This is a genomic window from Micromonospora sp. URMC 105 (assembly GCF_051386295.1).
Classification (GTDB): domain Bacteria; phylum Actinomycetota; class Actinomycetes; order Mycobacteriales; family Micromonosporaceae; genus Micromonospora.
Genome location: NZ_JBPQTL010000073.1, coordinates 1 through 12,294, shown reverse-complemented (window position 1 = coordinate 12,294; position 12,294 = coordinate 1). Strand labels below are relative to the sequence as shown.

General features: G+C 71.9%; 14 protein-coding genes. 8 read left to right on the top strand and 6 right to left on the bottom strand.

From position 1 onward, the window contains the following. Window position 1: 1 nt before the first annotated feature. Entirely contained in the window at window positions 2–466 is a 465-nt protein-coding gene (locus ACSNN7_RS21080) for a hypothetical protein (RefSeq protein WP_436682663.1), read from the bottom strand. 214 nt (window positions 467–680) lie between these two features. On the opposite strand from ACSNN7_RS21080, the gene ACSNN7_RS21075 reads away from it, so the two are divergent. Next, entirely contained in the window at window positions 681–1,646 is a 966-nt protein-coding gene (locus ACSNN7_RS21075) for a zinc metalloprotease (protein WP_436682662.1), read from the top strand. 134 nt (window positions 1,647–1,780) lie between these two features. Here ACSNN7_RS21075 and ACSNN7_RS21070 read toward each other — a convergent pair whose 3' ends face one another. Both ACSNN7_RS21070 and ACSNN7_RS21065 read right to left on the bottom strand, forming a co-directional pair. After that, a complete protein-coding gene (locus tag ACSNN7_RS21070; protein ID WP_436682661.1) occupies window positions 1,781–2,062 on the bottom strand; it encodes a hypothetical protein in 282 nt (93 codons plus the stop codon). Further along, window positions 2,059–2,331 carry a DivIVA domain-containing protein gene (locus tag ACSNN7_RS21065; RefSeq protein WP_436682679.1) on the bottom strand — a complete coding sequence of 91 codons (273 nt, stop codon included), beginning with the start codon at window positions 2,329–2,331 and terminating at the stop codon, window positions 2,059–2,061. The genes ACSNN7_RS21070 and ACSNN7_RS21065 overlap by 4 nt, the downstream gene beginning before the upstream one ends. A gap of 376 nt (window positions 2,332–2,707) precedes the next feature. Between ACSNN7_RS21065 and ACSNN7_RS21060 the strand changes: the two genes are divergently transcribed. The 3 genes from ACSNN7_RS21060 to ACSNN7_RS21050 all read left to right on the top strand — a co-directional run bounded on the left by ACSNN7_RS21060 (window position 2,708) and on the right by ACSNN7_RS21050 (window position 4,805). Next, a complete protein-coding gene (locus ACSNN7_RS21060; RefSeq protein WP_436682660.1) occupies window positions 2,708–2,941 on the top strand; it encodes a winged helix-turn-helix domain-containing protein in 234 nt (77 codons plus the stop codon). Between the two features lie 67 nt (window positions 2,942–3,008). Further along, window positions 3,009–3,428 (top strand): hypothetical protein, encoded by a 420-nt coding sequence (locus ACSNN7_RS21055; protein ID WP_436682659.1) that lies wholly within the window; start codon window positions 3,009–3,011, stop codon window positions 3,426–3,428. A gap of 390 nt (window positions 3,429–3,818) precedes the next feature. Continuing rightward, window positions 3,819–4,805, top strand: coding sequence for a CPBP family intramembrane glutamic endopeptidase (locus ACSNN7_RS21050; protein WP_436682658.1), 987 nt, complete (start codon window positions 3,819–3,821; stop codon window positions 4,803–4,805). Window positions 4,806–4,959: 154 nt separating this feature from the next. Here the strand turns inward: ACSNN7_RS21050 and ACSNN7_RS21045 are convergent, their stop codons facing one another. Continuing rightward, window positions 4,960–6,639 (bottom strand): DNA repair helicase XPB, encoded by a 1,680-nt coding sequence (locus ACSNN7_RS21045; RefSeq protein ID WP_436682657.1) that lies wholly within the window; start codon window positions 6,637–6,639, stop codon window positions 4,960–4,962. Window positions 6,640–6,816: 177 nt separating this feature from the next. Between ACSNN7_RS21045 and ACSNN7_RS21040 the strand changes: the two genes are divergently transcribed. Together ACSNN7_RS21040 and ACSNN7_RS21035 are read left to right on the top strand one after the other, a co-directional pair. Next, window positions 6,817–7,707, top strand: coding sequence for a L,D-transpeptidase family protein (locus ACSNN7_RS21040; protein ID WP_436682656.1), 891 nt, complete (start codon window positions 6,817–6,819; stop codon window positions 7,705–7,707). A 133-nt stretch (window positions 7,708–7,840) separates the two neighbouring features. Beyond that, complete coding sequence (locus ACSNN7_RS21035) at window positions 7,841–8,077, top strand: hypothetical protein (RefSeq protein ID WP_436682655.1); 237 nt, start codon at window positions 7,841–7,843, stop codon at window positions 8,075–8,077. Window positions 8,078–8,081: 4 nt separating this feature from the next. Here the strand turns inward: ACSNN7_RS21035 and ACSNN7_RS21030 are convergent, their stop codons facing one another. Continuing rightward, window positions 8,082–10,550, bottom strand: a complete 2,469-nt coding sequence (locus ACSNN7_RS21030) for a helicase-associated domain-containing protein (protein ID WP_436682654.1) — start codon at window positions 10,548–10,550, stop codon at window positions 8,082–8,084. Window positions 10,551–10,634: 84 nt separating this feature from the next. On the opposite strand from ACSNN7_RS21030, the gene ACSNN7_RS21025 reads away from it, so the two are divergent. Further along, a complete protein-coding gene (locus ACSNN7_RS21025; RefSeq protein WP_436682653.1) occupies window positions 10,635–11,258 on the top strand; it encodes an HAD family hydrolase in 624 nt (207 codons plus the stop codon). Window positions 11,259–11,286: 28 nt separating this feature from the next. Next, entirely contained in the window at window positions 11,287–11,673 is a 387-nt protein-coding gene (locus ACSNN7_RS21020; protein ID WP_436682652.1) for a cold-shock protein, read from the top strand. Here ACSNN7_RS21020 and ACSNN7_RS21015 read toward each other — a convergent pair. Beyond that, window positions 11,634–12,294: MqnA/MqnD/SBP family protein (locus ACSNN7_RS21015; protein ID WP_436682651.1), on the bottom strand; the 661-nt coding region annotated here is incomplete at its 5' end. The two genes, ACSNN7_RS21020 and ACSNN7_RS21015, sit on opposite strands and share 40 nt — an antisense overlap.

Below are 12,294 nucleotides of genomic sequence, written 5' to 3'. Positions count from 1 at the left end.
CTCAGGCGCGGCGTACCTCCATGACCATCACCGGGTACGGCCCGGCGGCCATCTCAGCCGTGGCGTGCTCGGCGGGGATCACGTTGTCCATCCGCATCCGCGGGGTCGCGGGGTCGGCGGTGTCGAACACGATCCGCCAGCGCCAACCGTCGCCGTAGTCGCCCTCGAACTCCATCGTTCCGTCCGCCCCCGGCCCGCCGGGCAACGACATCGGCACCGGCTTCTGATGCCACGAGTCGCCCCACACGGCCATGAGCGAGCCGTCCTCATCGGCAGCGGCGATGACGAGCAGGCCGTCCTGGGGTCCGTCGTCCGGGTGCTGCCAGGAGTACGCGACCGAGGTCAGGTGACCGCCGGCGGCCATCGTCACGGTCATCGTGGCGGGATACTCGGCGAGCGGGTGGTGAGGCATCAGCCGGAAGCCGTTGGTGCCGGTCCACGACCCGGCGAAGTCGGAGAGAACCATCCGTCGACCGTAGGCCGCCACGCGCGCGCCGGGAAGCGTCGCCGGTCCGTCGCTGCCGGACCGGCCCTTGTCATCCGGCAATCGACCCGCTCGTGGTCTGTTGTCAACGCCGCTGACGTGTTGTTATGGCGAAACGACGATGTCGGTCCCGTACCCTGGTGACCCCTCGTCCCTGCCGCTGACGTGGCTCATCCCCCGTAGTGAAAGGGCAACGATGCGCAGAAGAAGATCGGCTTTCCAACTGGCGGTCCTGACCGCCACCGCCGCGACCTTCCTGGGGGCCGGCGGGGCTTCCGGGGCGGTCGCCTCGGCAGCGCCCGCGACCGCCTCCCCGGGTGCCGCGGCCTGTGCGCCCGGAGCTGAGGCGCACAGCGTGGCCCGGGTCGCCGAGGGCGCCACCGCCAAGGAACCGGCGCTGTACTCGAAGAACGAGGCGAACGCCTACGGCGTGATCAAGGATTCGCCGCGCCTGGCCAACGGCAGCGTCACCGTGCCGACGGTCTTCCACATGATCTCCGACCACCCGCTGAGCGCGGCCGAGACGACCAGGTGGAACAGCCTGATCGCGGCGCAGATGAAGGTGCTCAACGACTCGTTCGCCGGGCGTACCGCGGCGAACGCCGCCGACACGCCGTTCCGCTTCGACCTGGTCGACACCACGTGGACGGTGAACAGCGACTGGTACACCGTCGTGCCGGGCAAGAACGAGCGGGACATGAAGCAGGCGCTCTACACCGGCGACGCCCGCACCCTGAACGTGTACGCGGCGAACATCGGCGGCGGGCTCCTCGGCTGGGCGTACTTCCCGAAGGGTTACAACAACGGCCGCGACTTCATCGACGGCGTCGTGCTGCTCGACGAGTCGATGCCGGGCGGCACGGCCGGCAAGTACGCCCTCGGTGACACGCTGACGCACGAGGTCGGGCACTGGCTGATGCTGGAGCACACCTTCGCGCACGGCTGCTCCGCCTCCGGCGACTTCGTCGAGGACACCCCGCGCGAGGCGCACCCGCAGTTCAACTGCCCGGTGGGTGCGGACACCTGCACCGCACCCGGGCTGGACCCGATCCACAACTTCATGGACTACACGCAGGACTCCTGCATGAACATGTTCACCGCCGGACAGGCGGACCGGATGAGCGACGCCTGGGTGGCGTTCCGATCCGGCGGCACCAAGTAACCACGCTCTGCGAGGGGCTGGCGGGCTACGTCCCGCCAGCCCTTTCGACTCGCTTGATCCACTCCATGTCGCCGATCCGGCGGTATCCAGAGGACAAGAATGCCGCCATTTCTCCGAAATGGTGACCCGAGCCTTCATCGGCCGGGCGGCGAGCCGGGGACGAGGTTCCGGGCGCGGCGCGAGCACAGCGCGGTGTGGTCGGCCGGCAAGGCACACCGGCCGCCGCCGGGTAGTCGCCGGTCGCAGAAGACCCAGTGGCGTACGCCCTGCTGGTCCTCGGCCGAGACGGTCACCCCGCCGGGCTCGACGCGGGCGCTGAGCCGGGCCAGCACCCGCGCGGCGGTCCGGGCGAGGATCCGGGCCCGGAGCAGGTCGGGTGCGGTGACCGGCAGGTGGATCACCCAGCGGTCGCTCATCGGTAGCGGTGGCTCGCCGACTGGGCGCTCTGCCAGGCGCGCAGCGCGTTCTTGATCCGTACGTTCTCCTCCTGCACCGCGACCAGGGCGGTCTGCGCGGCGGTCAGTTCGTCGGCGACCCGGTGCAGGAAGGCGCGGATCTCGACGGGGTCGAGGCTGCGCCGCCGCACGTTGAAGCAGCGCTCACGGATCTGCCATGGCCGGAGGCGACCGGGCGCTTCTCTCGGTAGGTGTCGTTCCTCGTGTCGGTTGATCAGCCGACGGATCAGGTTGCGCACGGGGGATCGCCCTTCGTCGGGTCGCGTCGAAGTGGAAGGGGCGGTCTCCGCCGGTTGCGGTCGGCGGAGACCGCCCCGCCCTGCCACCGCAGCCTCGATCGGCGGTACAGCAGCAGGGCTGCTTGTCGGTTTGCTGGATCTATCGCTGAGGGTGCTGGCACGACTGGCGAGGGAAGCCAGCCGTGCCAGCGGTGGTGGATGCCCAACCGGGAGGCCGGTTGCCTACCAGGCGATCCGATACCGGGCATCCGCGACGAACCTACAATGCAAAGCATGCAAAGCACAAGAACCGAGCATGCTAAGCAGGCGAAGTCTTGGCCGACCGAGTGTTGGCGTGGGAGGATCTTGGGGCCTACCAGGAGTTGCGATGCCCCGAATCTCAGACCGTCAGCGCATAGCCCAGGACATCCGCGACAAGATCGCGTCCGGGGAGTACGGCCCCGGCGCGAAGCTGCCTTCGTTGCGAGAGATGTCCGCGCACTACGGCGTCTCCGCCGAGCCGGTCCGATCCGCTCTGCTGATCCTGCAGGCGGAGGGCTTGGTCGAAGGCCATCAAGGCAAGGGCGTGTATGTGGCCGAGCGTCGGTCGACGGCTGACTAGCCTGTGCCCACTGTGTGCATGCGTCCGATAACTTCCAGTGTGGCTGGTTGAACCGGGAGGCGGACACATGGGGACTCTGACGAGTTTGCGCTGGCACATCAGTAGGAAGCACGCAGCGTCCGGTCTCGCGCTGGTTGCGTCCGTCGCTTCGGTGCTGTCGGCGCTCGCGATCCCCGTGCGCAGCACCATCACGTCCACCGGCCCGCAGGGCGTCGAACTCGTGCGGCACGACTGGTCGCCAGTCATGTCGATCATCGTCATTCTGCAGGTCATCGCTGCCGTATCGACCTTGGCCGCGGCAGTGTGCGTCCTCCGGGAGCGGGCCGCGTGGGCAAGGCGTCTCCTGCTCGGCGGCGCAGTCGTGGGTTTGCTTCCGATACCCGTGACCAGCGCTCTGGCCCTGATCGCGTACCACCTGGTGCGGACGTCGCCGCTGCCGCCGGCGCGCCTCCTCGCCCAGACCGCCGACCGGCATCCATCGGTGTGACCGGTGGTGGCGCAGGTCGATCCGAAGACCGTGCCCGTCCTGACCGCACGACCTCGGTCGTGACGGGACGCCGACCGGCGTGAAGGTCTTCCGCGCCAATCCGGCGCGGCCCTGCCTCAATCCAGCAACTTTGCTAACGGACTGTTAAATCCTTCGCCGGCTTCAAGGCGGCGCGCATGGCGGTCCTTCGAGTACGCCGTCATTCGATTCACCAGCTCGCCGGCGGTGCCCTTTGGAATTGATAACAAGGTAACCAATAGAAGTGACGATCTACGCAGTGTTACGGGAATGACAGGGATTGTGGCGTTGCCCTAGTGTCCTCCATCCGCGGAACCGGAAACCTCATGCGAGAACGTTGAACGTCAACCGAACGGGAGATCGTCTCAGTCGATGAAGACAAGCGGGGGACTGACCTACGAGCGTCTTGCGAGGACCGGCTTCCACCGATGGTGGCTGCCGCCGCTAGCTGTTCTGGCTGCGGTGTTCGCCGCCGCCGTCGCGGTGTGTGGACTGGTCGGGGCCGCGTACCTGGTGGCGCGTGTCCTCGGAATGAGCAGTGCCGACAGTGACGCGATCGGTACGCCTCTGTTCGAGAACCTGCTGGGGCTGGTCGTGCTGGCCTCGTTCATCCCGGTCACCCTTGCTGTGGCGCGGCTGGTGCAACGGCGTCCGGCGGGGACGTTGCACTCGGTGGCCGGTCGTCTGCGCTGGCGGTGGTTCGCGGTGTGCGGCTGCCTGGCCGTCGTCGTGGCGGTCCTGGCCATCGGGGCCCTGGTCCTGGTCTACGACGACGAAGAGGCCGAGCTGCGGGTGGCCGACGATCCGTGGCGGTTTGTCGGGCTCACCGTGCTGCTCATCATCCTGGTTCCGCTGCAGGCGGCCGGTGAGGAGTACGCCACCCGCGGGTTCCTCCTGCAGGCCCTCGGGGCGTACCACCGGTGGGTCGGCATCCTCGGCTCGGCCCTGGCGTTCGCCCTGATGCACGGCCTCGGCACCTGGCCCGGGTTCGTGGCCCTGTTCGGCGGCGCCATCATCTGGGCGGTGCTGGTCATCCGGACCGGAGGTCTCGAGGTGTCCATCGCCGCACACGCGGCGACCAACCTCTTCGCCTTCGTCGCCACCGCTGCCACCGGTGGCCTGGACGTCGTCGACGACACCACCGCCGCGGACGCGCCCCTCGGTGTCACCCTGATCCTGCTGGGCGGCGACCTCACCTACATGGCCTGCGTCCTGGCCGCCCTGCACCTGGTCGCGCGACACCGGCCGCAGTGGATGCCCGGGAACCGCATGGCTGTCGCGGTCGCGGCAGACGCACCGCAGCATTCCGTGCAGGCGACGGCCACCGAGGACGCGAACTCCCGGCCCATGATCGGGTGAGCCGCGTCGGCGCGACCTTCCACCGGTACGTCCTGCGCAAGCTCCGGGCCGCCTGACCAGCAGGGCGGCCCGGAGCGCGAACGGCCGATTCATCTACGTCATCAAGTCCCTAGCGGGACTGAGGGGCACCCGCTACCGGACCGGCCGGCCTCGGTCAGTCGAACGACGGCAGCGACGGGCCGAGGACGTCGTCGGCGTCGACGATCGTGTACGCGTACCCCTGCTCAGCGAGGAACCGCTGCCGGTGCGCCGCGTACTCGGTGTCGATGGTGTCCCGGGACACCACGGTGTAGAAGTGCGCCTGCCGCCCATCCGCCTTCGGGCGCAGCACCCGCCCCAGCCGCTGCGCCTCCTCCTGCCGCGACCCGAACGTCCCGGACACCTGGATCGCCACCGCCGCCTCGGGCAGGTCGATGGAGAAGTTCCCGACCTTGGAGATGACCAGCGTGCGGATCTCGCCGGAGCGGAACGCGTCGAACAACCGCTCCCGCTCCTTGTTGGTGGTCGAGCCCTGCACGATCGGCGCGTCGAGGTACTCGCCGAGCTGGTGCAGCTGGTCGATGTACCCGCCGATCACCAGCACCTGGTCGTCCGGGTGCCGGTCCACCAGGGCGCGCACCACCGGCAGCTTCGTCCGGGCGGTCGCCGCCATCCGGTAGCGCTCCTCGGCCTCGGCCGTCGCGTAGGACATCCGCTCGGCGTCGGTCAGCGTCACCCGTACCTCGGTGCACTCGGCCGGGGCGATCCAGCCCTGCGACTCGATGTCCTTCCACGGCGCGTCGTACCGCTTCGGGCCGATCAGGCTGAACACGTCGCCCTCCCGGCCGTCCTCGCGTACCAGAGTCGCCGTGAGGCCCAGCCGGCGGCGGGCCTGCAGGTCCGCGGTGAACCGGAAGATCGGCGCGGGCAGCAGGTGGACCTCGTCGTAGACGACCAGGCCCCAGTCGCGGGCGCCGAACAGGTCCAGGTGGGTGAACGCGCCGCCGCGCCGCGAGGTGAGCACCTGGTACGTCGCGATGGTGACCGGGCGGATCTCCTTGCGCTCGCCGGAGTACTCGCCGATCTCCTCCTCGGTCAGCGAGGTGCGGGCGATCAGCTCCCGCTTCCACTGCCGGCCGGCGACGGTGTTGGTGACCAGGATCAGCGTGGTCGCCTTCGCCTCGGCCATCGCCGCCGCCCCGACCAGCGTCTTGCCCGCGCCGCAGGGGAGCACCACCACGCCGGACCCGCCGGCCCAGAACGCCTCCACCGCCTCCCGCTGGTACGAGCGCAGCGTCCACGGCTTGCGGCCGTCCTTGCCGGCCTCGGCCAGGTCGATCTGGTGCGCCTCGCCGTCGACGTACCCGGCCAGGTCCTCCGCGGGCCAGCCGAGCTTCAGCAGGGCCTGCTTGAGCCGGCCGCGCTCGGAGGGGTGCACCTGGATGGTGTCGTCGTCGATCTTGTTGCCGAGCATGCCGGCGAGCTTCTTGCTCTTGGCGACCTCGATCAGCACCAGCCGGTCCAGCGCGCGCAGCACCAGGCCGTGCGCGGGGTCGTTGGCGAGCTGGAGCCGGCCGTACCGGTCCATCGTCTCGGCCACGTCCACCAGCAGCCCGTGCGGCACCGGGTAGCGCGAGTACTTGATCAGCGAGTCCACCACGCCCTCGGCGTCATGGCCGGCGGCCCGGGCGTTCCACAGCCCCAGCGGCGTCAGCCGGTAGGTGTGCACGTGCTCCGGGGAGCGCTCCAACTCGGCGAAGGGGGCGATCGCCATCCGGCAGGCCTGCGCGTCGGGGTGGTCGATCTCCAGCAGCAGGGTCTTGTCGGACTGCACGATCAGTGGTCCACCGCTCACGCCAGTGTCCTCTCCTCGGCCGGATCGTCGGCCACCGTCATCGACGGGGTTACCCGCCGCAGGCCGACCATCCAGTGTTGCACGAGGTCAGGGAGTCCCAAGAAAATGCCCGATCGACGCAACGTTTCCTGATCGCCGAACGTCTACCAGATGGGACGGCAGACTCAGGAGGGCTCAATGAGGCACAGAGGTATGGCCATCCGGATCGCCGCCCTGGCGGTGGTCACGCTGGTCGGCGCTGGTGGGTGCGCGCTCGACCCGCAGGCCGATCCGGGTGGCACTGGAGGAGGGCTCGCCCCGGTCGGCAATGCGGAACAGGTAACGGGGGCGAGCGGCTCCTCCCAGCCCGACCAGCGGACCGACCCAGTCACCACGACGCCGAAGCAGCGGACCACGGCGACCGCGCCGCGTACCACCACGGCGCCGAAGCCGGAGCGGGCCCGCCGCCTGGTCAACCCGACCCCGCAGAACATGACCCGCTGCGCGCAGGGGGAACACCAGCGCGAGGTCGAGGGCTACCTGGCCCGGCTCGGCGGCTTCGGCAAGGTCAGCGTCGACGGCCGGCAGTCGGACGCCGACTGCGCCGCGATCAAGAAGTTCCAGCTTCGGTACGACATCCGCCCGGCCGCCGGCCGGGCCGGCCCCACCACGTACGACGTGGCGAAGCGGCTGGCGAACACGGACACCAGCCGCTGCAACGCCGGTTCGGGCACCACCTTCTGCGTGGACCTGACCCGGCAGACCACCTGGGTGATGCGCGACGGCAAGGTGGTGGCCAAGCCGACGGTGACCCGCACCGGCATGTCCGGCTTCGCCACCCCCGCGGGCACTTACAAGATCAACCTTCGGAAGCTGAAGGAGTGGTCGGACCCGTACGACGTCTGGCTGCCCTACTGGCAGCGCTTCAACGGCGGGATCGGCTTCCACGAGACCACCACCTACCTGCACAACGGCGCGATCGGCTCGCACGGCTGCATCAACCTGCTGCACACCGACGCGGTCCGCTGGTACGAGCTCGGCTCGATCGGCGCCCGCGTGACGCTGGTCGGCCGCCGCCCCGGCACCTGACCCGCGACCCGTTACCCGAACCGCCCCGGCAGTCGTCACTGCCGGGGCGGTTCAGGGTTTCGCCCCCTGTGCGGGCCGTCCTCCGGGTGCCACCCTGGAGGGCGGAAGCCGGACGGGGCGGGGAGGGCTGGCAATGAGCGTCGACCAGGAAGCGGCCACCGACGACGAGCCGCCGCCGGCCGACGAGGTGTCGACGGCGACGCTGGTCGGCTACGCCGCCGCCGCGCTCGCCCTCGTCGGCTGGTTCCTCTTCGGCTGGCTGGTGCAGCGGCAGGGCTTCGTCGCGTCGGTCGGCGAGACCGCCGGAGCCGCGTTCGCGCTGCTGCTCGCCGTCTCCGTGATCGGCACCGTGCGCCGCAGCCGCCGCTGACCTCTCAGTCCTCTCGCACCGCCGCGGTGATCCGGTGCAGGGCGAAGGTGTGCAGCATCTCCGTCCGGTCGTCCTCGGCGCGCAGGTAACCGGCGCCGATCGACACCGGCCGGAGCAGCCGGGACGCGGTCGCCCCGTGTGCGTCGACGTAGCCGACCCAGACCAGCGCCTTGTCCCGTACCGCCTGTTGCAGCACCGCCAGGGCGTCGCTGTGGCTGTGCGCCGGCAACGGTCCGGCCGCCACCCGGGCCGCGCCGCCGCGTACCACCGCCGGGGCCCGCCGGGCCGCCCGCGCCGCCGCGTCGCCCCGCCGGATCTGCTCCACCACCCCGAGCAGGCGGGGCATTGCCAGCTTCGGGGCGGCCAGCGGATCTACCGCGCGGGTCGTCACCGACGCCCGGGCGGGGGCCCGCCGGGTCTTCGGCCGGGACAGCACCGTCGCGCCGCTGGTGTCCTCGGGCACCGGCGCGTACCCGGCGTCGCGCAGCGCGTTCAGCATCCGCCCCACCTGGTACGGGGTGATCAGCACCGTCGGCGCCAGCCGGCGGAACGCCATCGGCTCCAGCCGCCGGTCGGCGAGCACCTCGGCGAGCAGCGCCTCGTCGTCGCTGCGCACGTACCCGCCGGCGGAGCCGAGGCGCAACCCGCCGTGCTTGCGCGCCACGTCGTCCACCAGGTACGTCAGCCCCTGCGGCACCGGGGTACGCGACCGGCGGCGGAACAGGGCGTGCAGGTCGTCGGCGGTGTAACCGGCGTCCAGGGCCCGCCGCACGCTCGCCGTGGTGATCCGGTGCACGCTGGCCCCGCCCGCCGACTCGTGCTCGGCCACCACGTCCAGCTCGGCGGCGAGCGCCGGGTCGGGCGGGCCGGGCACCACGACGCTCAGGTCGGCCTGCACCAGGAAGTGGTCGACCGGGGCGGGCAGCAGCGCGTCCAGCGCCCGCACCGCGCTCGACGGATCGCCGCTCTCGGCCTCCGAGCGCAGCCCCAGCGGGTCGTCGGCACCGCGCTCGTCGGCCTCGGTGACGTCGGCCAGCAACAGCCGCCCGTACGAGGTGAGCGCGCCGAGCCCGGTGACGCCGAGCTGGGCCGCCTCGGCCAGCACCTCCCGGTGCGCGGCCTCCCGGCCCCGGCTGCGCCGGGGTGCCCGCCAGTCCAGCAGCTCCAGCACCTCCTCCGGGGTGGGTGCGGTGGCCGGCTCCAGGTCGGCCAGCACCCCGAGCACCGCCCGCCGGGCAGCCGGCGCGCCGGCCCGTTCCGCCTCGGCGGAGAGCACGCTGATCGGCCGGTCCCGGTCGTCGCGCTGACCGACCAGGCCGACCTGCCGGGTCATGGTCAGCCAGGCCCGGGCGAGCTGCTCCCACCGGTGGGCCAGCGACATCGCCCGCCACACCTCGTACCCGCCGGTGGGCAGCACCTGCTGGTCGGCGCCGTACCGGCTGGTGGTCGCCCCGGGCAGGTCCATCTCCCCGACCAGCCCGGCCGCGTACGCCACCTCGAAGGTGAGTGCGGTGGCCGGCTCGTCCAGCCCGATGCCGCGGGCCAGCCGGCGCAGGTCACGCACCCCGACCCCACCGGAGCGCAGCACCGGGGCCGGTTCGGCGGCCAGGCTCTCCAGCAGCGCCTCGGTGTGGCGTACCACCTCCATGGTCTGCCCGGCCCCGGCGGAGTCGACGGCCTTCGGCTCGCGCGGCGGGGCGGCGACCGACGGCGGGCTGGTGCGCAGCGGACCGAGCGGCCCGGTGTCCCGGCGCAGCAGCAGCCCCACCTCGCGGGGCAGCTCCACGGTGCCGGCCGAGACCGGCACCAGCAGCCGCGCGTCGACCAGCCAGCGGATCGGTGAGCCGGTGGGCGGGCCGCCGTTGGTCGGGTCCGGCGGCACGTCGTCCTCCGCGCCGACCGGCGGTGCCTGCAGGGCACCCGGCGGGACGCTGCCCACCGGCGGCCCGGCGGCGAGCCGGTCCAGGATCGCCCGGGCCGACGGGGGAGCGGCCAGCAGCGTCCGGCGCAGCTTCGCCGGGTCCGCGCAGAGCGCCGCCGTCCGCGCGTCCAGCTCCGCCGCCGGTCGCCCCAGCCCCGCCGGGTACGCGGAGACCTCGTCGACGCTGCCCGCGACGCGCAGGGCGTGCTCCGGGCCGTACAGCAGGAAGAGCGCGCGCAGCCGGTCGACCGCGCCCCGGACGCTGGTCGGGGCGGGCGGGTGCGGCCCGGCGGTGGCCATCGCGAGGACGGACTCGGTGGAGGTGGTGCCCTCCTCGGGGTGCCGGGTGAGGCGGGCGGCGTCGAGGATCTGAAGGGTGAACTGGTCCAGCCCGTCCAGGGCGCGGGCCACGGAGACCCGCGACTCGGCCCGGATGGCGAGGGCGGAGACGTCGGCGGGCACCGGCACCACGAGGTCGGGCCGCAGCTGGAGCAGGGCGGCCAGCGACTCGTCGGGCAGGGCGCGCAGGTGGTCGGCGAGTGAGGTGGTCATCGTCGTTCCACGCTAGCCCGCTGCGGGGCCGTCCCGCCCCTCGGACGTACGGCTCGGTCCGGGTTGGGCGGGTACGTTCTCGGGGTGCCTGCACTGATGGTCGGTTTCGACCTCGACATGACCCTCGTCGACTCCCGCCCCGGCATCGCCGCCTGCTGGCGGGCGTTGACCGCGCAGACCGGCGTACCCGTCGACGCCGACCTGGCGGTCTCCCGGCTCGGCCCGCCGCTGCGCACCGAGATCGCGCACTGGTTCCCGCCGGAGCAGGTGGAGGAGGCGGTGACGACCTTCCGCGCGCTCTATCCGGCGTACGCGATCACCCCGACCGTGCCGTTGCCCGGCGCACGGGAGGCGATCGAGGCGGTGCACGCGCGCGGCGGCCGGGTGATGGTGGTGACCTCGAAGCTCGGCCGGCTGGCCCGGCTGCACCTGGAACACCTCGGGCTGCACGTCGACGAGCTGGCCGGGGACCTCTTCGCCGAGGAGAAGGCCACCGCGCTGCGCGCGCACGGCGCGAGCCTCTACGTCGGCGACCACGTGGCGGACATGGTGGCGGCGGCCGCGGCCGAGGTCCCAGGCGTCGGGGTGGCCACCGGCCCGTGCAGCACCGACGAGCTGCGGGCCGCCGGGGCGGAGCAGGTGCTGGACGACCTCACCGGATTCCCGGCGGCGCTCGACCGGATCATCGGGCTAGCCTTGGAGCAGTAGACGTCTCAAGCGAAGCAGGGGTTCTCAGGTGCCGACGGGTCGAGTGAAGTGGTATGACGCGGCCAAGGGATACGGGTTCGTCACCAGCGAGGAGGGTGGCGACGTGTTCCTGCCGAAGGGCGCGCTACCGGCGGGTGTCACCGACCTCAAGGGTGGTCAGCGGGTCGACTTCAGCGTGGTGGACAGCCGCCGGGGTGCCCAGGCCATGGGGGTCAAGCTGCTGGACGCCCCGCCGTCGATGGCGGAGCTGCGCCGGCGGCCGGCCGAGGAGCTGCACGGCCTGGTCGAAGACATGATCAAGGTGCTGGAGGCGAAGGTCCAGCCGGACCTGCGCCGGGGCCGGTTCCCGGACAAGAAGACCGCGCAGAAGATCGCTCAGCTGGTCCACGCGGTGGCGCGCGAGCTGGAGGTCTGAGGGCCGGAGAGCCGAGGTACGAGCCCGGCGTCGGTGGCCCGGCCCAGCAGCGCCTCCACGGCGGCGAATCCCGCGTCCCCCAGGTTCGCGGTGAACTCGTTGACGTAGAGGCCGATGTGCCGGTCCACCACGTCGGGCTCCATCTCCTGGGCGTGCGAGAGCACGTAGTCGCGGCTGGCGGCCGGGTCGGCCCAGGCCTGGCGGACGGACTCCCGGATCCAGCCGGCCGCCTCCGCCGGGTCGACGGCACCCTTGCGGGCCAGGATCGTGCCGAGCGGGATCGGCAGGCCGGTGTCGCCCTCCCACCACTCGCCGAGGTCCACCAGCGCGGTCAGCCCGTGCCGGTGGTAGGTGAACCGGGCCTCGTGGATGACCAGCCCCGCGTCGTACTTCCCGGCGGCCACCGCCGGCATGATCTCGTGGAACGGCACCACCTCGATCCGCGCCGGGGGCCGCTCGGCCGACCAGAGCCGGAAGAGCAGGTACGCGGTGGTGCGGTCGCCCGGCACCGCCACCGTGGCCCCAGTCAGGTCGGTCCGGTCCGGGCGTTCCCGGTTCCGCTCATAGGTGACGGCGGGCAACGGCGTCAGCCACCGCTCGGGCGGCAGGTGGTAGACGTGC